This is a genomic window from Amycolatopsis sp. NPDC051373 (genome assembly GCF_040689465.1).
Lineage (GTDB): Bacteria > Actinomycetota > Actinomycetes > Mycobacteriales > Pseudonocardiaceae > Amycolatopsis.
The window spans coordinates 164,993-183,673 of sequence record NZ_JBFBAE010000014.1 but is presented as its reverse complement, the minus strand read 5'-3'; the positions used below and the strand labels follow the sequence as shown (position 1 = coordinate 183,673).

The 18,681-nt window shown below is 70.1% G+C and carries 20 protein-coding genes and 1 pseudogene; 7 read left to right on the top strand and 14 right to left on the bottom strand.

The genetic code is table 11. The features are described 5' to 3' along the window. Positions 1-390 precede the first annotated feature (390 nt). Positions 391-807 (bottom strand): DUF5709 domain-containing protein, encoded by a 417-nt coding sequence (locus AB0383_RS26830; protein ID WP_364061123.1) that lies wholly within the window; start codon positions 805-807, stop codon positions 391-393. 121 nt (positions 808-928) lie between these two features. Between AB0383_RS26830 and AB0383_RS26825 the strand changes: the two genes are divergently transcribed. The 3 genes from AB0383_RS26825 (at position 929) to AB0383_RS26815 (ending at position 3,213) form a co-directional block, all read left to right on the top strand. Next, entirely contained in the window at positions 929-2,026 is a 1,098-nt protein-coding gene (locus tag AB0383_RS26825; RefSeq protein ID WP_366188825.1) for a VanZ family protein, read from the top strand. A 50-nt stretch (positions 2,027-2,076) separates the two neighbouring features. Then, entirely contained in the window at positions 2,077-2,484 is a 408-nt protein-coding gene (locus AB0383_RS26820) for a hypothetical protein (protein WP_364181335.1), read from the top strand. A gap of 387 nt (positions 2,485-2,871) precedes the next feature. Further along, on the top strand, positions 2,872-3,213 hold the full coding sequence (locus AB0383_RS26815) for a hypothetical protein (RefSeq protein ID WP_364181338.1): 342 nt from the start codon (positions 2,872-2,874) through the stop codon (positions 3,211-3,213). Between the two features lie 198 nt (positions 3,214-3,411). On the opposite strand, the gene AB0383_RS26810 is transcribed toward AB0383_RS26815, so the two are convergent. From AB0383_RS26810 to AB0383_RS26800, 3 genes are all read right to left on the bottom strand, one after another. Next, positions 3,412-4,254 carry a hypothetical protein gene (locus tag AB0383_RS26810; RefSeq protein ID WP_364181341.1) on the bottom strand — a complete coding sequence of 281 codons (843 nt, stop codon included), beginning with the start codon at positions 4,252-4,254 and terminating at the stop codon, positions 3,412-3,414. Positions 4,255-4,267: 13 nt separating this feature from the next. Continuing rightward, positions 4,268-5,848, bottom strand: coding sequence for an alkaline phosphatase D family protein (locus AB0383_RS26805; RefSeq protein ID WP_364181343.1), 1,581 nt, complete (start codon positions 5,846-5,848; stop codon positions 4,268-4,270). Positions 5,849-6,190: 342 nt separating this feature from the next. After that, complete coding sequence (locus AB0383_RS26800) at positions 6,191-6,574, bottom strand: peptidase inhibitor family I36 protein (protein WP_364181346.1); 384 nt, start codon at positions 6,572-6,574, stop codon at positions 6,191-6,193. Between the two features lie 286 nt (positions 6,575-6,860). Here AB0383_RS26800 and AB0383_RS26795 point away from each other — a divergent pair, with 286 nt between their 5' ends. Then, positions 6,861-8,324, top strand: coding sequence for an AlkA N-terminal domain-containing protein (locus AB0383_RS26795; protein WP_364181348.1), 1,464 nt, complete (start codon positions 6,861-6,863; stop codon positions 8,322-8,324). Positions 8,325-8,330: 6 nt separating this feature from the next. On the opposite strand, the gene AB0383_RS26790 is transcribed toward AB0383_RS26795, so the two are convergent. From AB0383_RS26790 to AB0383_RS26760, 7 genes are all read right to left on the bottom strand, one after another. Further along, entirely contained in the window at positions 8,331-9,452 is a 1,122-nt protein-coding gene (locus AB0383_RS26790) for an alpha/beta hydrolase (RefSeq protein ID WP_366188824.1), read from the bottom strand. An 862-nt stretch (positions 9,453-10,314) separates the two neighbouring features. Continuing rightward, on the bottom strand, positions 10,315-11,139 hold the full coding sequence (locus AB0383_RS26785) for an isocitrate lyase/phosphoenolpyruvate mutase family protein (RefSeq protein WP_364181354.1): 825 nt from the start codon (positions 11,137-11,139) through the stop codon (positions 10,315-10,317). A gap of 61 nt (positions 11,140-11,200) precedes the next feature. Further along, positions 11,201-11,488 (bottom strand): hypothetical protein, encoded by a 288-nt coding sequence (locus tag AB0383_RS26780; protein WP_364181357.1) that lies wholly within the window; start codon positions 11,486-11,488, stop codon positions 11,201-11,203. Positions 11,489-11,526: 38 nt separating this feature from the next. Then, positions 11,527-11,892: a hypothetical protein gene (locus AB0383_RS26775; RefSeq protein ID WP_364181359.1), complete on the bottom strand. Its 366-nt coding sequence runs from the start codon at positions 11,890-11,892 to the stop codon at positions 11,527-11,529. A 1-nt stretch (position 11,893) separates the two neighbouring features. After that, a complete protein-coding gene (locus AB0383_RS26770; RefSeq protein ID WP_366188823.1) occupies positions 11,894-12,910 on the bottom strand; it encodes an alcohol dehydrogenase in 1,017 nt (338 codons plus the stop codon). Between the two features lie 67 nt (positions 12,911-12,977). Beyond that, on the bottom strand, positions 12,978-13,604 hold the full coding sequence (locus tag AB0383_RS26765; protein WP_366188822.1) for a peptide deformylase: 627 nt from the start codon (positions 13,602-13,604) through the stop codon (positions 12,978-12,980). A gap of 15 nt (positions 13,605-13,619) precedes the next feature. Beyond that, positions 13,620-14,186 (bottom strand): TetR family transcriptional regulator C-terminal domain-containing protein, encoded by a 567-nt coding sequence (locus AB0383_RS26760; RefSeq protein WP_354883626.1) that lies wholly within the window; start codon positions 14,184-14,186, stop codon positions 13,620-13,622. 117 nt (positions 14,187-14,303) lie between these two features. On the opposite strand from AB0383_RS26760, the gene AB0383_RS26755 reads away from it, so the two are divergent. Continuing rightward, entirely contained in the window at positions 14,304-15,500 is a 1,197-nt protein-coding gene (locus AB0383_RS26755; RefSeq protein WP_364181367.1) for a cysteine desulfurase-like protein, read from the top strand. A 38-nt stretch (positions 15,501-15,538) separates the two neighbouring features. Here AB0383_RS26755 and AB0383_RS26750 read toward each other — a convergent pair. Further along, positions 15,539-16,165: pseudogene (locus tag AB0383_RS26750) on the bottom strand (amidohydrolase family protein); the annotation flags it as partial. Between AB0383_RS26750 and AB0383_RS26745 the strand changes: the two are divergent. Together AB0383_RS26745 and AB0383_RS26740 are read left to right on the top strand one after the other, a co-directional pair. Then, positions 16,155-16,442, top strand: coding sequence for a hypothetical protein (locus AB0383_RS26745; RefSeq protein ID WP_364181370.1), 288 nt, complete (start codon positions 16,155-16,157; stop codon positions 16,440-16,442). The pseudogene AB0383_RS26750 and the gene AB0383_RS26745 overlap by 11 nt on opposite strands. Before the next feature lie 24 nt (positions 16,443-16,466). Beyond that, positions 16,467-17,270: an enoyl-CoA hydratase-related protein gene (locus AB0383_RS26740; RefSeq protein WP_364181373.1), complete on the top strand. Its 804-nt coding sequence runs from the start codon at positions 16,467-16,469 to the stop codon at positions 17,268-17,270. A gap of 29 nt (positions 17,271-17,299) precedes the next feature. Here AB0383_RS26740 and AB0383_RS26735 read toward each other — a convergent pair whose 3' ends face one another. Next, the gene (locus tag AB0383_RS26735; RefSeq protein WP_364181376.1) at positions 17,300-17,812 is read right to left on the bottom strand and encodes a TetR/AcrR family transcriptional regulator; all 513 of its coding nucleotides are present in this window, start codon (positions 17,810-17,812) and stop codon (positions 17,300-17,302) included. Continuing rightward, positions 17,754-18,395 carry a GNAT family N-acetyltransferase gene (locus AB0383_RS26730; protein ID WP_364181379.1) on the bottom strand — a complete coding sequence of 214 codons (642 nt, stop codon included), beginning with the start codon at positions 18,393-18,395 and terminating at the stop codon, positions 17,754-17,756. The genes AB0383_RS26735 and AB0383_RS26730 overlap by 59 nt, the downstream gene beginning before the upstream one ends. Between the last annotated feature and the right edge of the window lie 286 nt (positions 18,396-18,681).

The following is an 18,681-nucleotide window of genomic DNA, read 5'->3' as shown; positions in this document are numbered from 1 at the left end:
CTGCCGAGACCAGTCAGCAACCCGAGCGCATCGCGAAGGGACCGTTCGTGACAGCCAAGACCAGCCCGCGAAACCTCCCGACACCGCCTAACCCGGCCAGCAACCCGAGTCCGTCTCAAACGGACCGATCGCGACAGCCAAGACCAGCCGCGGCACCCGACCACCTGCCGAGACCAGTCAGCAACCCGAGCCCGTCACGAAGGAACCGCTCGCGGCTGCCAACACCAGCCCGCGAAACCTCCCGACACCCGCCTAACCCAGCCAACAACCCGAGTCCGTCACAGAGGGACCGCTCGCAACAGCCAAGACCAGCCGCGAAGCCACCCCGGCCACCTGCCGAGACCAATCAGCGATCTGAGCCCGTCGTGACCGGTCCAGCCGCCACCCGGATCAGTCGCGCGGCGTGACGATGTGGACCGCGGCCTCTTCGGCGGACGCGGCGCCGCCGTCGATGCCGGCGTCGGAGGCGTAGAGCTCTTCGTCGGTGTCCGGGCCGAAGCCCGCGTCTTGGGCGACGAGGCGGCCCGCGCGCGCGTCGCCGACTTCGTCGTCGAGGAGCTCGCCGTCGGTGTCGGTGGTGTCGCCGAGGTCGTCGCCGTCGTCGTACGCCAGGTCCGGCAGCTCCCGCGCGAGGCGGCCCTCCCAGCTTTCGCCGGCGAGCTCCTCCGCGGCGGTCATGCCCCACTCGCGCACGGCCAGCGGCTTCTCGGGCGGCGAGTAGCCCTCGTCGTACGGATCGCCGTCCTCGAGGGTGTCTTCGGGGTCGAGCACGCCGGTGTCGGCGTTGTCCTCGATGTCGTCGTCCACGAACGGCTCCTCTCTCCGTACCCTCCGCGTGCAGATTACGCACCGCTGCCAGTGTCCCTCGACCGGTGGGTCCCGGCGAAGATCGCTACCCTCGGGCGCGCCTACGGAGGTGGAGGGGTCAGTGACAGAGTGGAGCGGGCCGACGTTGCTGGCCCTGTTCGCCGGGTTCGGGCTGGCGTTCGTGCTGGTGGTGCCCTACGCCGTGCTCAGCTACCGCCGCCGCGGCGAGTTCGGCCCGGGGCGCGCGATCGCGGCGCTGGGGTTCCTCGTCTATTGCTGCGCGCTGATCACGTACACACTCATACCGACGCCCGTCGTCGACGCCGCCTTCTGCGCGAGCCACGAGTCGCTGCGCCACCCCGTCGTGAACCCGCTGCAGTTCCTTTCGGACATGAAGCAGTTCCACACCGGAATGCTCAGCAACCCGGCGCTGCGGCAGGTCCTGTTCAACATCGCGCTGTTCGTGCCGTGGGGCGTGTTCATGCGCCGCCTGTACCGAAAGGGCCCGGCCTTCGCGATCGCCACCGGGTTCCTCGTGTCGCTCTTCATCGAGACCACGCAGCTTACGGGCGTCTGGTCCCTCGTCGAGTGCCCCTACCGCCTCTTCGACACGGGCGACCTCCTCTCCAACACCATCGGCGCCACGGTCGGCGCCCTGGCCGCCCCGGTGCTCGGCCGCCCCCACGAACGCCTCGACGCGAAGGCCCCGCGCCCCGTCCGCAGCGGGCGTCGCCTGTTCGGCATGCTGCTGGACCTCATCGCGGTGACGCTGCTGGGCGTGGCGCTGAACGGCGTCGTCGTCGCCGTCCAGCTGCTGCGCGACCCGGACAGCCTTCGCGGTCCTGGCAATCCCGTTGTCAACGCGGTGCTCGGCGAGTGGTTGCCCGCGTTGGTCCTGCTGTTGGTGGTGCCACTGGCGGGGAACGGCGCGACGCCCGGGCAGCGCGCGGTGCTCCTGACGGTGGTGAACTCTGCTGACGAGAAGCCCTCGGTGCTGCAGATGGTGGTGCGGTTCGTCTTCGGGTCGGGCGGTTATTTCGTCGCGCTGGGGGCCGCCACGGCCAGCGCGCAACCGTCGACGTTCACTGGCGTGTGGATCGTGGTGAGCGGCCTGTTCGCGATCTTCACCCGCGGGCATCGGGGTCTGACGGGGTTGTTGTCGGGGTTGCGGGTTGTGGATGCTCGGCGTGAGAGGGAACGGGAACGGGTTTCGGCCTGACTTCGACCGCGTGACACGGCTCCACCGCGATTCGGCGTAACCTCGCCCGCGTGGCGTGGCGCATCCTTCAACGACATGCCGACTTCCGCCGGCTCTTCCTGGGAAATTCGGTGTCGCTGCTGGGCTCGAGTGTCACCACCGTCGCGCTGCCACTGGCGGCCGTGCTGACGCCGCATGCCTCGTCCGTCTACATGGGACCCCTCGGCGCCGCGGCCCTCCTGCCGCATTTCCTGTTCGGTCTCCCCGCCGGCGTCTGGGTGGACCGCCTGCCGTACCGGCACCTCCTCGTGACGGCCGACATCACACAACTGGTGCTCGTCGCCTCGGTTCCCGTCGCGGCGGCATTCGGGGTCCTGACCTTGGTGCAGCTTCCTGGTTGTCGTGTTCCTCGCCGGGTCGCGAATCTCTTCGAAACCGTTGCCGCGCAATCATTCACGCAGAGGCTGGTGCCGCACTGATGTGTTTCCCACCAATCGGGCGCTGATGCTGAGCACCATCTCACAGCCGTCGCAGGCTCAGCCCTCAGTCGCGCGTTTCCGGCGCGGGAGTCGTTCGAGCCTGTGCGACGTAGCCGCCCCGGGGGGATTTCGAGACCTCACGTCAAGGGCACCCCCTCACTTGTCCACAGGCCGCTCGCCGTGGCCGTAGTTGTCCACAGATTCCACGCCGACCGATTTTTGAGGTCTGGCAACGATAGACTGGGATGGGGACGCCCCCCTTGGGAGGGCGGGGGTTTGTCTGGCGAGTCGCGGACGGGACTGCACATTGTAAGATTCCCCCGTTCGGCCGTTGCGGTTTAGCGGCAATAGCCGCACACAGCGCAAGACCGCGAAGTGGTTCGGCCGATGTGGGTGCAGTCGTCCGTGGCCGGATTTGCGCTCGCCAGTGCCGCCGGTCTGGTCAGCGCCGCGGGCGGGACCGTTGCCGGCCAGGCGCTGCGTGGCGCGGGGCCCTCGCTCTACGGCGCGAATCAGCAGCCACTCCGTCAAACCCTCATCGCACCCGAACTGCTCTCGCGCGCCACCGCGACGTGGCGTTTCCTCGTCTACGGCACGCAACCCCTGGGCGCCCTCGCCGGCGGGCTGCTCGGCGCGGTGAGTCTCCGCGCGACCTTGATCACCGGCGCGGCGGTGATGGCCCTCGCGACGGTGTCCGCCGCACGGTTGAGCCGGATCCGGGCGCTGTAATCGCCGACACAGCATCATCGCCCTTGCTTATCCGGCAGAGCTTCTCGGGCTCGCCGAGAAGTCCCGTCGAGTTCGCAAGATCGGGCCCCGCGTCTGTCTCGCCGAGTCCGGGCCGAGCGAGATCAATGTCTCGGCGCCGTGCGACAGGCCTCGCGACGGTGTGCGCCGTCCAGACAAGCCGGAGAGCTGTGGGAGCAGTCAGCTGGAGTAAGCCTCCAGTTCCACGATCCGCGAATACGCATGATCATTCGAATCCAACACCACGATCTGCACCCCATCAGCCTGCACCGCCGGGAACGTGGACGTCACCGACCCCGAAGTGTTGCCCCGCACCGAGGCCACCGTCACCCAGGCGCCGGCCACGTGGGCCTGGACGTCGAAGTCGCGGAGGCCGTACTTCGCGGCCGGGTATTTCGTGGAGTCCAGGGTGTCGGTGACGACGCGGCCGACCGCGGAAGGAGCGGGCAGGGTCACGGCGTAGTTGTCCGGGAAGGCCGACTTCGTGCCGTCGTTCCAGCCCGTGGTGGTGGACCAGTGGTCGCCGTCCGCGTCTCCGTCAACGGCGCCGCACGGAGAGAAGCTGCCGTTGGTTGACGACGGGGTGGCTTGTTCACCGAGGAGGAGGTTGTCGCCGGGGCCCTTGGGAGGTAAGGGAAGGACGTCGACCGGGACGGACAAGCGAGCGCGGTCGGAAGACAAGCCCAGCGTGTAGTGGCCGGGGCGGGCGGAACGCGGCACGGTCACGCCGACCCGAACCGAAACCGGCTGGCCGACCGGCAGCCAAGACGAGAAGACCCGCCGGTCGAGAGCCAGAGGCCGAGGTGCGGAAAGCTCCATGTCCGCGTACATCGGGCCGCTTCCGTTGTTCGTCATGCCGACGGTGAGGGCGCTCGGCAGGCAAGGCAGGCCGACGACTTGGATCTGCCCAGGGGTGGCGGACAGCGCCAGAGCGGACGTGGCCGGGCTGCTCTGGGCGGCGGTCGCCAGTGCCACGCCGAACACGACAGCGCCGGCGGCCACCGCGAGGTGACGTCGCTGCATGGGGGAACTCCTGTCAGTGGACGTGGATGGCGGGGACGCGGTCTTCGACGGTGAGCTTGGCGCGCGTGGTGACCTTGCCGTCGCGGATGGAGACCTTGTCGACCACGCGGTAGTCGGCGGTCCACTCGCGCGGGGTGACCTCGCAGCGCACGTAGCCGCGCTGAAAGTTGCCGAACTTGACGTGAGGGTTCTCGTCGAGGATCACCCTCCCGCCGGCGTCGAGGTCCATGCCGTCCTGGCCCGAGGTGATCGACGTGCCGACGAACTCCGTCGCCACCACCGGCGAGCCCGGGTCCGCGTAGTCCGGTCGCAGCTCCGAAGCGACGCTGCGGTGCAGGTCGCCGGCGATGCTCACCAGGTTGCGCACCTTGCGGTCCTGCGCGCCGCCGAGGATGCGTTTGCGGGAGGCGACGTAGCCGTCCCACGTGTCCATCGGCACGAGCACGGGCGGGCCCGCGGCGGTGTCGAGCTGCGCGATCGCGGTCTGGTGCGCGAGCACCTCCCAGCGCGCGGAGTGCTGGGCCATGCCGTCGAGTAGCCACTTCTCCTGCGCCGCACCGGTGATCGTGCGGTTCGGGTCGAGCGAGTCAGGGTTCGGGGCTTTGGTGCCGTCGCCCGCGGCCTGGTCGTCGCGGTACTGGCGGGTGTCGAGCACGTTGAAGCGGATCAGGTCGCCGTATTGGAACCGGCGGTACATCTGGATGTCCGGGCCGTTGGGCAGCTGCGTCGTGCGCACGGGCTGGTGCTCCCACCACGCGCGGAACGCGTTCGCGCGCCGCACGAGGAACTGCGCGACGGGGTCGTTGTTCTCGGAGATGTCACCGGCCCAGTTGTTCTCGACCTCGTGGTCGTCGATCGTGACGATCCACGGCGCGGCGGCGTGCGCGGCCTGCAGGTCGGGGTCGGTTTTGTAGAGGGCGTAGCGGCCGCGGTAGTCGTCGAGCGTCGTGGTCTCGCGCTGGAAGTCCACGGCCATGTCCTGCTTGCGCAGCCCGCCGTCGGCGCCGACGCCGTACTCGTAGATGTAATCGCCGAGGTGGAACACGACGTCGTGGTCCTTCGCCGCCATGTCGCGGTAGGCGGTGTAGAAGCCCTCGTACCAGGCCTGGCAGCTCGCGTACGCCAGCGAGACGGCGGGCACCGACTGATGCGCGGTCGGGGAAGTGCGAGTGCGGCCGACCGGGCTGGTGTGCCCGCCGACGTGGAAGCGGTAGAAGTAGTGCCGCCACGGCCGCAGCCCGCGCACGTCCACGTGCACGCTGTGCGACTCCTCGCGCCGGGCGAGCGCGTTGCCGGCGCGTACGACGCGGCGGAACCGCTCGTCCTCGGCGACCTCCCAGCGCACCGACACCGGGCGGTCGTTCATGCCGCCGAACGGTTCGAGCGGCTTCGGAGCCAGGCGCGTCCAGATCACGACCGCGTCCGGCAGCGGGTCGCCGGAGGCGATGCCGAGCGTGAACGGGTAGCCGGGCACGCGGTCGGTGTCCACGGTGGTGGCGCCGGAGGCGGTGATGCCGGGCAGCGTGCCGGCGAGCGCCAGCGCGGCGGCGGCTCCGGTGACGGTGAGGAACTTGCGTCGCGTCGGGTTTTCCACGTCGCTCCGATCCAGTGCGGTCCCGGCGGCGCTCGTGCCCGCGGGAGGGCGGACGGCCGCACGCGTGCGGCACGAGAGTTGTGCTCACCGTCGGCGGCTTCCCCAGTCGCTTCCTCGCCGGTGCAGCGGGTGTTGAAACGTATCAAGACGGGACGGTTCGTGCGTGGTTCGTCCCGCTCTGGGCACGTTATCCGGCCGTCGGCGCGCCGTGAACGATCACGGCGGTGAATTCGAGCTGAAGTCTGGGGAAGGTTGTCAGGGGTAGCGCTGAGTGACCATCGGAGACGACAAATAGTGCCACCGGAATTGTTATCCGGTGGCACTATTTTTGGTTCTGTCAGATCAGACGAACAACACGCAGCTGGCCTTGTTGTCGAAGCCGTTGTTCGAGAAGTCGGTGTCCACCGAGTTCTTCTTCGCCTCGTAGCCCTGGTCGCCCTTGCAGTTGCTCGAGTCGTAGAGCTTCACGACGTGGCTCGTGTTGTTCTTCATCGAACTGGCTCCGTTGGTGACGAATCCGTTGCCGCCCGCCCACTTGGTCTTGGACAGGTTGATCGCGCCCGCACGGTAGGCGAACTCGATGTGCTGGCCCTTGTAGTCGTCGTCCTCGAACAGGCAGAAGTGCCCGGAGGCGCAGGTTCCGGCCGCACCGGCGGGCGGGGCCAGTGCGAGCATCGAGCCGGCGCCCACGAGTACGCCGAGGACCAGCGAAATGTGCTTCTTCATTCAATCGCCTTTCGATTGAGAAACCCGACCAACAGGCCGGATCCGAACAGGCGGGAACGTCCCCAGACGCGTATGGCGAACTTCCCCAGAATTCCCGCCAGCGCGAAAACTATAGCGATCACTGTTCGGCGCACACCGCCGAAGTGGTGATCGTCACCGACCAGCCGGTATGGTGTTTCGGTGATTGGGAAAAAGTGACCCGTCGCCTTCGCCGAGCGTGACGCTCGGTGGGGTGGTGTCGCATTACCGCCAGGTTTTGTCGGTGCCGCCGGGCAGACTGGCGGGCGTGTACGAGGACATCGAACGCTGCGTGCGCGCGGTGCAGTCGAAGGACGCCCGGTTCGACGGGTGGTTCTTCACCGCCGTCGTCACCACCGGTATCTACTGCCGCCCGAGCTGCCCGGTCGTGCCGCCGAAGGTCGAGAACATGCGCTTCTACGGCAGCGCGGCGGCGGCGCAGGCGGCCGGGTTCCGCGCGTGCAAGCGCTGCCGGCCCGACGTCACGCCGGGTTCACCGCTGTGGAACGAGCGCGCCGACGTGGTCGCGCGCGCCATGCGGCTGATCGCCGACGGGGTGGTCGACCGCGAGGGCGTGGGCGGGCTCGCGGCGCGGCTCGGGTACAGCGTGCGGCAGGTCGAGCGGCAGGTTTACGCCGAGCTGGGCGCCGGCCCGCTGGCTCTCGCGCGAGCTCAGCGCGCCGAAACCGCGCGGCTGCTGGTGGAAACCACCGAGATGTCGATGGGCGACATCGCGCACGCCGCGGGGTTCTCGAGCATCCGGACGTTCAACGACACCGTGCGCCAGGTGTTCGCCCTGACGCCGAGCGAGCTGCGGTCGGGGGCGTCCGGCGCGCCGTCGTCACCGGGGGCGCTGTCGTTGCGCCTGCCGTTCCGCGCGCCGCTGTGCCCGGACAACCTCTTCGGCCACCTGGCGGCCACCGCCGTGCCGGGCGTCGAGGAATGGCGCGACGGCGCGTACCGGCGCACCCTGCGCCTGCCGCACGGCCACGGCATCGTCTCGCTGGCGCCGACACCCGACCACATCGCGTGCCGCCTCAGCCTCACCGACCTGCGCGACCTGTCGGCCGCCATCAGCCGCTGCCGGCGCCTCCTGGACCTCGACGCGGATCCCATCGCGGTCGACGCCCAGCTCTCTTCGGATCCGGCGCTGGCCCCGTTGGTCGCGAAGAACCCCGGGCGCCGGGTGCCGCGTACGACGGATCCGGAGGAGTTCGCGATCCGGGCGGTGCTGGGGCAGCAGGTGTCCACCGCCGCCGCCCGCACCCACGCCGCCCGCTTGGTCACGGCCCACGGCACACCCGTCGACGACCGTGAGGGCGGCCTGGGTTTTCTCTTTCCCACTCCGGCCGATCTTGCGGATCTGGATCCTTCGTCGCTGGCGATGCCGCAGTCTCGCCGTCGGACACTGTTGGGCCTCATCGCCGCCCTCGCCGCGGGCGACCTCGACCTTTCGCCGGGCGGGGACTGGGATCGCGCCCGGGCCGAGCTGTCGGCGCTACCGGGATTCGGGCCGTGGACGGTGGAGACCATCGCGATGCGGGCGCTGGGCGATCCGGATGCGTTCGTGCCCACGGACTTGGGGGTGAAACTGGCCGCTGCGGCGCTGGATCTGCCGACGCCGCCTACGGCGCTGACCCGGCACGCAGCTGCTTGGCAACCGTGGCGGGCCTACGCGGTGCAGTACCTGTGGGCGACGGGTGATCATCCGATCAACTATCTGCCGGCCTAGGAGTGCCTATGCCTGCGGGGCGAGGAAATCCAGGAGGGCCGTGGCGACGGCGCCGGGAGATTCGAGCCAGGGGACGTGGCCGACGCCCGGCAGCGTCACGCGCGTCGCCGTCGGGAGGGCGGCGTGCAGGGAGTCCACGGCCCAGCGGGGGCGGATGTCCTGGTCACCGTCGACGATGAGAGTGGGAGTGGGCAGGGCGCGGCAGGCCGCGATGAGCTCGGATTCGGTCGGGAAGTGGTGTTTTTCCTCGGTGTTGATGGCGGCGTTGCACTCGTAGTTGATCGGAAACCAGGGCGTGGCCATCCGCTCGGCGTGGGTGAGGGCGGTCGAGGGATCGGGGAAGTCGGCAGACCATTGCAGGACAGCCAATTCTCGGTCCTCGGCCGGGGTCCGGGCGCGGGAGTTCAGGTCCCTGAGCCGTGAAAGGTCCGGGCCGAGGCGGCCGGCGAGGTTGTGTTCATACGACGGATGCCAGGCGCGACCGAGGCCGGTTCCGGACACATAAACCAGCTTGGCGACGTGGGCCGGGTGGTCCAGGGCGTAGCGCAGTGCCAGCGTCGCTCCCCAGGAATGGCCCAGAACGGTGGCACGGGCCAGCCCGAAGTAGCGACGGACGGCGTCCAGATCGGCGATCGTCTGCGCGAGCGAGTACGGGCCGCGGCGTTCCGAGCGGCCGCACCCGCGCTGGTCCCAGCGGATCACGCGCAAGCGCGTGGCCAGCACGGCAGCGAGGTCGCCGAACATGTCCCACAGGCCCGGGCCGCCGTGGCACAGGATGAGCGGCTCGCCCCCGCCGATGACAGTCGTCCAGAGGCGACAGCCGTCATCCGCCGGGATCAGGTCCCCAGGGGGATCCGTGGGATTCAGTCTCGCGGGATCGATCTGGTTCGCGTCCGGATACTCCACGCCGGTCAGCCTCGCATCAACCGCTTGAATCGGCACCGGGTGAACCGCGCCGCTCAGCTCCGCATGGTCGATGCGATCCGAACCCGCACGATCCAGTCTCGCGTGACCGGCGCGATCCGAACCCGCACGATCCGGTACCTCGTGATCTACGCGGATTGAACTCACATGGTCCGCGCGATCCAGCCCTCGGGAATCCCCGCGGCTCAGGCCCTCACAATCCACACGACCCAGCTCCGCGGAACCCACACGGTCCGATCCCACGGGTCCGAGCGATCCAGCCTCCAGGAATCCCCGCGGCTCAGGCCCTCACAGTCCACACGACCCAGTCCCGCGGCACCCACACGGTCCGAACCCACGAGTCCGCGCGATCCAGCCTCCAGGAATCCCCGCGGCTCAAGCCCCCACAGTCCACACGACCCAGCCCCGCGGAACCCACACGATCCGAACCCACGTCGCCCGCGCGGTCCGGCACCTCGTGGTCCATGCGGATCGAACCCACACCATCCGCGCGACCCAGCCCCGCGGCACCCACACGGTCCGAACCCACCTCGCCCGCGCCGCTCAGCTCCGCATGGTCCATGCAATCCGGACCCGCACGGTCCAGTCTCGCGTGACCGGCGCGATCCGAACCCGCACGATCCGCGCGGTCCGGTCCCGCGCAACCCCACGCGATCCGAACCCACGTCGCCCGCGCGATCCGGCACCTCGTGATCCACCCGGACCGAACCCACACCATCCGCGCGACCCAGCCCCGCGCAACCCACGCGATCCAAACCGACGCGGTCTGCGCGGTCCAGCCCCCCGGCAAACCTCGCGGCTCAGGCCCTCGCAGTCCACACGTCCCAGCTCCGCGGAACCCACGCGGTGCGAACCCACGTCGCCCGCGCCGCTCAGCTCCGCATGGTCCGTGCAATCCGAACCCGCACGGTCCAGTCTCGCGTGACCGGCGCGATCCGAACCCGCATGATCCGCGCGGTCCGGTCCCCCAAGATCCACGCGGTGCAGTATCGCCCCCAGCCGCGCTGAGGCCGGTGGGGACAGAGCGAGGGTTACATGGCAGTCACCTCCACGCAGCCGAAGGCCCTCACTTGAACAAGCCGTTCAGAGCACCGAAATCCATAGCGGAGCCCAGTTCGCCGTAGGTGCCCGCGCCGAGCATTTCCTGAGCCGCGCGGAGGGCCACGGCGTAGGCGCCCTGGGCCAGCGCCGTGCCGACGGTGACGCGGCGGACGCCGGCGGCCGCGAAGTCCGACACGGAGGGCGCGCCCGGCCCGGCCATGGTGGCGACCGGGAGAGGGGAAGCGGCCGTCAATTCTCGAAGCACCGCCAGGTCCACCAAGCCCGGCACGAAGATGCTGTCCACGCCGGCCTCGGCGTATGCGTGGGCGCGCGCCATCACGTCGTCGAAGCGGGCCTCCGGCTCGCCGACGCCGAAGAGGTACACGTCCGTCCGGGCGTTGATCCACAGCTCCGGCAAGCCGGCCGACGCGGCGGCCGCACGGCCTGCCGCCAGACGTGCGGCCTGCACCTCCGGAGAGAACAGCGAGAGCGTGCCCGCCCGGGAGTCCTCCAGGTTGACGCCGACCGCGCCGGCGCCGATGACCTCCTCGACGGTCGCGGCGACGTCCGCGGGATCGGGGCCGTAGCCGCCTTCGATGTCGGCGGTCACCGGCACCGAGACGGCCCGGACGATCTGCCGCACCGCGGCCGTCATCTCAGAGCGCGTCAAACCCTGGCCGTCACTGCGACCGAGCGCCCACGAGACGCCGCCGCTCGTGGTGGCGATCGCCTGCGCGCCGGCGTGCTGGATGACGGCCGCGCTGCCGGCGTCCCAGGCGTTCGGCAGCACCACCATCGGCTGGGCGTGCAGCTCTCTGAACGCCTTTGCCTTGTCCTGCAACGAATCCATGCGATTCCTCCCAGTCGAATCCGAACAAGGGAGGACGCTAGCAGCGGGCACCGACAAAAACTCAGCTCAACGAGATCTCGCTCAGATCGATCGACACCATCACCGTCTCCTCCCGGTACGCGCGCCGCCGCGTCGGGAAGCTCAGACCCGAGAACACGGCGTGGTCGTACACGTACTGCACGCCGGGAAAACCGCCCGCCACGTCGACGTTGTAGTCGTGCCGGCGCAGCAGCCCGTCCGGCCCGAAGAAGAAGCGCTGCACCCGCGAGTGGCTCGCCACCGAGGCCGGGAACGTCGCCTCCAGCACGTGGCAGCGCTCACCGTCCACGACCACCGGCGCGGACTCCACGACCGAAAACCCCTCACCCGCCATAAGGAACGGTGTTGTCAGGCACGTCCACAACGCGTACCCGTTGAAGTACGCGCGGTGCAGCGGGTCCCACGGCGTGTCAGTCCGTGCCCCGCGAACGACTCGCGCGGGTTGTCGCGCGAAGCAACTACAGTGCCGTCCAGCTTCTCGATCGCGATGAGCCCCGGCTCGAAGCGCGTGCGCTGGTCGGGCGCGCCGAACGGGTGCAACGAGCCCTCCTCGCGCACCAGCGACACCGTCATCCGCCGCGGGTTCGGGTCCTGCACAAGGCCTTTCATCGCCCAGAACTCGCCGCCGGTCACGATCGTCGCGGTCAGCGAGGTGAACTGGCGCCAGCGGTCGAGGCCGCCGTGGGCGTCGAGGACGTCGTCGAGCAGCGCCACCTCAGGCCGCCAGGTCGAGGACGACGCGGAAACGCGCCTGGCCGGACAGCATGCGCTCGTACGCCTTCGGGGCGTCGGTCCACGGAACGATCTCGTTCATCGGCCGCACGCCGCGGGCCTCGGCGAACGCGAGGCTGTCCTCGTTCTCGACGGCCGAACCGGTGAGGCTGCCGGAGACCGTGCGCGTGCCGAAGATCAGGTCAGTGGTGCCGATCGACAGCGGGTCGGGCGCCGCGCCGACGACCACCAGCCGCCCGCGCGGCGCGAGCCCCGCGACCAGCGGCGACATGGACGCGCCGCTCGAGGCCGTCGCGACGATCGCCGCCGCGCCGCCCAGCTTCTGCAGCTGCGCGCCGGGGTCGGCGGCGGTGCTGTCGACGTACTCGTCCGCACCGAGACTCGTGGCAAGCTCGGCCTTGTCCGTGCCACGCGCGATCGCTGCGACGCGGTAGCCCAGCGCCTTCGCGTACTGCACGCCGAGGTGGCCCAGCCCGCCGATGCCCTGCACCGCGACCAGCGAGCCGGGGCGCGCGCCGAGGTTGCTCAGCGCGCTGTATGTGGTGATCCCCGCGCACAGCAGCGGCGCGGCATCCGAAGAGGACAGTCCACTTGGGACGCGGACGAGGCCGGTCGTGCGGGCGTAGGCGTATTCGGCGTAACCGCCGTCGACGTGCGTGCCCGTCCACGGCTGGTCGGTGCAGTTGACGAAGTCGCCGCGCCGGCAGTACTCGCATTCGCCACAGTGCCCGCCCAGATAACCGATGCCCACGCGCTCACCCACGTGCCACGCCCGCACACCCTCGCCGACGGCGTCGATCACCCCGACGATCTCGTGGCCGGGCACCCGCGGCACGTCCGGGTCGGCGCGCATCCCCTCGACCGCCAGCACGTCCGAGTGGCAGACGCCGCAGTACTCCACTTTGACCCGGACCTGCCCGTGCGACGGAGCGACGAGCTCCCGCTCACTGAGCGCGAACTGGCGGGTGCCGGTGACTTCCAGAGCTCGGTAAGTTGTCATGATTTGAATATGACCGGTCGTCTTAGACACTGTCAAGGGCCGCACCCGAATCGAGCACCCACGTTTTTCAGGGCAGGTCGAAGCCCAGTTCCTTGGCGGCGTCGACCGGCGTCGGCTGCGCCCACCGCTGCGCGACGGACTGGTGCGTCGACAGCGAACGCAGCTCCGCACGGTCGAGGTAGAGCACGCCGCCGAGGTGGTCGGTCTCGTGCTGGACGATGCGCGCCGGCCAGCCCGCGAACTCCTCGTCGACGGCCGCGCCCGTCTCGTCCTGCGCCTCAAGCCGGACGCGCAACGGCCGCGCGACCACGGCTTGCCAGCCGTTCACGCTCAGGCAGCCCTCGAAGAACGCGACCCGCTCCGAGCCCAGCGCCGTGTACCGCGGGTTCACCAGCACGCGGAACGGCAACGGACCGATGCCCCGCACTGCCAGCACTTCGGGCGGCGTGTTCGGCCGCTCGTAGTCCTCGACCACGGCGAGCCGCACCGGGAGTCCGATCTGCGGCGCGGCCAGCCCGACGCCGGGCGCCGCGTGCATCGTCTCCTTCATGCCCTCGATCAGTCCGGCGAGCGCGGCGTCACCCAACTGGCCTTCGTAGGGCGCCGCGGCCGTGCGCAGCACCGGGTCACCGGCCTGGACGATGGGCCACGGGAGCGGCTGGGCGAGCAGTTCGTCCACCAGGTCGGCGAGCACGCTGGGGGCACCTTCCTACAGCAGGGAGCCGAACACCACGTCGAAGAAGTCGTCCAGCGGGGCGACGCTCTTGGCCACCTTGGTACGGATGATCGCACCCTCCCACGCGTCGAGCACGAACCGCCCGAGCAGCTCCGGGTCCTTGTCGCCCTTGACCTCGCCTGCGGCCTGCGCCTGGCGGATGGAGTCGGTGATGCTGTCCGACCAGTGCGTGAGGCTCTCCCCGACCTGCTTGCGGATCACGGGACTGTGGTCGGCGCGCTCGGAACCCATGTTGCCGATGAGGCAGCCGCGGGTGAACTCGTTGTCCACCAGCACGTCGCGCATCACGGTGAACCTCGCGCGCAACGTGTCGAGCGGACCGAGGTCGCCATGGCCCTCGCGCCAGCCGGAGCTTTCGGCGTAGCGCGCGACGACCTCGGCGCCGAGGTCTTCCTTGCTCTTGAAGTGGTTGTAGAACGACCCCTTGGGCACGCCGGCCGCCCGGGTGATGGTGTCGACCGAACACGCGGCGAAGCCGTAGCGGTGGAATTCGGTGACCGCGGTGTCGACGATCACCTCACGAACGCTGGGACGTGGCATCTGCCAATTATATGACCGGTCGTCTCAGCTGTCGACCAAGACAGTCGACCAGGGTCGGATCCCGAGATCCAAGGCCGATCTCGCACCCGCCTGATCGCTTCCGGCATGCTGGGCTCCGTGGCCTATGACGTGAACGCGATCCGCAAGCACTTCCCCGCCCTTGCCGAAGGGGCCGCGCACTTCGACGGGCCCGGGGGCTCGCAGGTGCCGGACGTGGTGGGGGAAGCCGTGGCGGCCGTCCTCTGCTCCGCGATCGCCAACCGGGGAACAGTTACGCCGGCCGAGCGGCGCGCCGACGGGGTCGTGCGGGAGGCACGACAGGCGGTGGCGGATCTGCTGGGCGCGAAGCCCGAGGGCGTGGTGTTCGGGCGCAGCATGACGCAGGTGACGTACGACTTCTCGCGGACGCTGGCCAAGACGTGGGAGGCCGGGGACGAGGTCGTGGTCACGCGGCTCGACCACGACGCCAACATCCGGCCGTGGGTGCAGGCGGCGGCCACGCGTGGGGTCACCGTGCGGTGGGCCGACTTCGACCCCATGACGGGTGAGCTGCCGGTGGAGGCGGTCACGGCGCTGCTGACCGACAAGACGCGGCTGGTGGCCGTGACGGCGGCGTCCAACCTGCTCGGCACGCGGCCGGACGTCGCGGCGATCACGGCGAAGGTGCGCGAAGCCGGGGCGCTCAGCTACGTCGACGGGGTACACCTCACCCCGCACGCCATGGTTGACGTCGCCGCACTCGGTGCCGACTTCTACGCGTGCTCGGCGTACAAGTTCCTCGGCCCGCACCTCGGCCTGCTCGCGGCCGCGCCCGAGCTGCTGGAGACGCTGCGGCCGGACAAGCTCGTGCCGTCCAGCGACGCCGTGCCGGAGCGCTTCGAGCTGGGCACGCTCCCCTACGAGCTGCTCGCCGGCACAACCGCGGCCATCGACTTCCTCGCGAACCTGGTGCCGGCCGAGGGCACGCGGCGCGAGCGGCTGGCCACGTCGCTGGCCGCGCTCGAGGTCCACGAGCAGGAAATGCTGCAGCGCCTCGACGACGGGCTCGCCGCGCTGCCCCAGGTGGTCCGCTACGGCTCCCCCGGCCGCGAGCGCACGCCGACGGTCCTGTTTTCCGTGCAGAACCACGAGCCCAAGGCCGTGTACGAACACCTGGCGAACTACAACGTCAACGCGCCGGCCGCGAGCTTCTACGCCATCGAGTGCTCCCGCCATCTCGGCCTCGGTGACACGGGCGCGGTCCGCGCGGGCATCGCGCCGTACACGACTGCGGCCGAGGTCGACCGGCTGGTCAGTGCGGTTGCGGAGCTGTGACCTCCGTCCCGCGCACGTAGACCGCCGCGGATGTCGTGGATGGCCGCCGGATCGGTGAACGGATTGCTGCCCGCTGAGAGGACGTCGGCGTCGAAGCGCGGCGCCACGCGGCCCTTGCGGTGGCCCAGCCCGCACACCCCGGCGGCCACGGACGTCGCGGTGCAAAAGGTGTCCACTGTGGACATCTCGGGCAGCTCCGGCATGTGCACGGCGTGCCGCAGGACATCCGGGGGCTTGACCGGCGTGACGCCGGCGTCGGTGCCGGCGGTGAGCTGCACGCCGGAGCGGTAGAGCAAGCGCAGGTTGGCCACCAGCGCGTCCATCCGCGACACGATCTCGCGGCGCAGCGCGCTGTGCGCGTCGCCCGCGATGCCGGGGGTGACGCCGACCGTGATGTGCCGCGCGGCGATCTCCCGCACGAGGTCCGATGGGGCGGCGTCGACGCCGTCTGTGGTCATGAAGCCGGCATGTTCCAGGCCGTCGACGCCGGCGGCCACGGCGTCGGCCACCGGTTGCGTCCCGTGGGAGTGCGCGGTGACGGGCAGGCTCAGCCGGTGGGCCTCGTCGACGGCCGCGCGCAGCACTTCGGGCGTGAACTGCGGCACTTCGATCCGCGTGCCGGGCGTGAGGTTGCCGCCGCTCGCCATCAGCTTGATGACGTCCACCCCGCGTTCCGCGTGCTCGCGCACGGCGGCCCGCGCGGAAGCCTCTGATGTGGCCGACCCGGACTTCCGCACGTGGTGGGCCGACCACCGGGTGCGGATGGCGGGGTTCCGGCGCAAGACGTTCCCGCACCCGCGCGTCGGGCCGGTGACGGTGGACTCGCAGCGCCTCGGGGTGGAGACCGACCCCGGTCAGTTCGTGGGGGTGTACTCGGCCGAGCCCGGTTCGGCGTCGGAAGCCGCGTTGCGCAGCCTCGCGGAGATGGCGTTGACCGGCTGAGTTCCGTTGTGGAACTCTCGTGGCATGAGCATCGACGTCGTGGCCGGCGAAGCCGTCACCACCGTGACGATCAACCGTCCGGACAAGCGCAACGCGCTGACCACGGCCCTGTACTCCGCCTTGGCCGAAGCGCTGGAGACCGCGGCCACGCCGATCGTCGTCCTCACCGGCGCCGGCGGCACGTTCACCGCGGGCAACGACCTGGGCGACTTCCTCGCCCACGACGGCTCCGCCGCCGGGGACGACACACCCGTGCGGCGGTTCCAGGAGGCGCTGCTCGCCACGCGCGCGGTGGTGGTCGCGGCCGTCGACGGCCCGGCCGTCGGCATCGGCGCGACGCTGCTGCTGCACTGCGACCTCGTGTACGCGACCGAGCGCAGCTACCTGCAGTTCCCGTTCACATCGCTGGGCCTGGTGCCGGAGTACGGCAGCAGCTTCGTGCTGCCGCGCCTGCTCGGCCCGCAGCGCGCCGCCGAGCTGCTGCTTTTCGGCGACCGCGTGCCGGCCGTCGAGGCGCACCGGCTGGGGCTCGTCAACGAGGTGCTGGCCGACGCGGCAGCGCTGGAGGCCCGCGTCGCCGACCGGACGGCCGCGCTGGCCGCGCAGCCGGCTTCGTCGCTGGCGCTGACCCGCGAGCTGCTGCGCGATACCGAGAACACCAGCGTGCGCGCGGATGGACGTGGAGTCGCAGCATTTCGCGAAGCTGCTGCACGACCCGGCGACGGTCGCCAACCTGCGAGCGAAGCTCGGCCGCCGTTACCAAGCCTGCCAAAAGTAGGCGGGAATCCAGCAGGACGTGACCGCGTCCGGCAACCGTCCCCGCCGTGACTGTGGTCGGATGGGTAACCGACAGCGCGCTAGGCGAGCTTGCGGCGGCGTTTGTCCACGGCGCCGTCGAGCAGCGGCCGTAGCTCCTCGACGATCGAGTCGAGCGGGGCGACGTCGTGCTCGGCGCGCGCGAGCACGATCGCGCCTTCGAGGGAGCTGATCATCAGCACGGCCAGCGAAGCCGCACGCGGGGGAGATACGCCCATCTGCTCCAGTGCTTCCACGAGCGGTTTACGCCATTCGGCGAATGCGCCGGCCGTGCTCTCCCGCAGCTTTTCGCTCATCGCGGCGGAATCGGCGACCGTGGCGACGATCGGGCAGCCGTTCCCGAATCCCTGATCGGCGAATTCGACGCGCCACGGCGCGACCATCGCGGCGAAGAGGTTGCCCGGCATCGCGTCTTCCAGCGATTCGGCGTTGCGGCGCACGCGGCGCGCAGCGTACCTGCCGGCCCAGGCGACCGCTTCGGCGACGAGCTGCTCCTTACCCCCGGGGAAGTAGTGCTGCAGCGACCCCCGCGGCGCGTTCGCGTGGGTCACCACGTCCCGCAGGCCCGTACCGCCGACGCCGTGGGTCCGCAGCAGCTGCGCGGCGCTGAACACCATCCGGTCCCGCGCCGGCCTCTCCGACTCCACCACCGACGACCTCCTTCATGACACCGGTCATGCTAGTCGGCACGACCCGTTCGAACTCCTTCTCGCCCCGCTCGAACGTCGGGACCGGGCGGAAGCCGTGCGCGCGCAGCAGGCCCTCGGCCGGCGCGTTGCCGACCTGGACGGTGGCGTGCAGCGTCCAGCCCGCCCAGCGGACGTCCTCGCTCAGGCTGCGCACGAGCGCGCTCGCGATGCCGCGGCGGTGCCAGGCGTCGGCCACGAGCACCGCGAGCTCAGCCCGGCACTCGCCTTCCGGCACGAGGTTGACCAAGCCGACCGCAGCGTCGCCGACCTTCGCGACGAGGGCCGCGCCGGCGAGCAGGAACGTGCGGTAGCGCACCAGGATCCAGTCCGGCGCCGGGCGCCCGGGCAGCGTGAAGCGCCACGCGAGGCTCGCCGGCGAGCACGCTCGCACGAGGCCCTCCACGGCACCGGCGGTCGCCGGCTCGACGGTCATTATGACAGCTGTCATGACCCTTGGGTAGCACGGTTTCCCTGATCGACTCACTATGACGGCGGTCATAGTCTTGCTCACGCTGCCGACACGGCCGGTCCCGACCGAGACCCACACCGCCCAGTCGAACGGTGGGACATGACCGGTTCCGGGTAATCCGATTTCACTTCCCGTGTGCGCCATCACCCGGTGCGCTGAAAAATGCCGGTAATTCATGCGTGGAACACAATCTGTCAGCCCGTGAGCCTTATCGGGTGAAAACCGTTCGCGAAACCTTCCTGCCTCCTGATTCTTCTCTATCTTC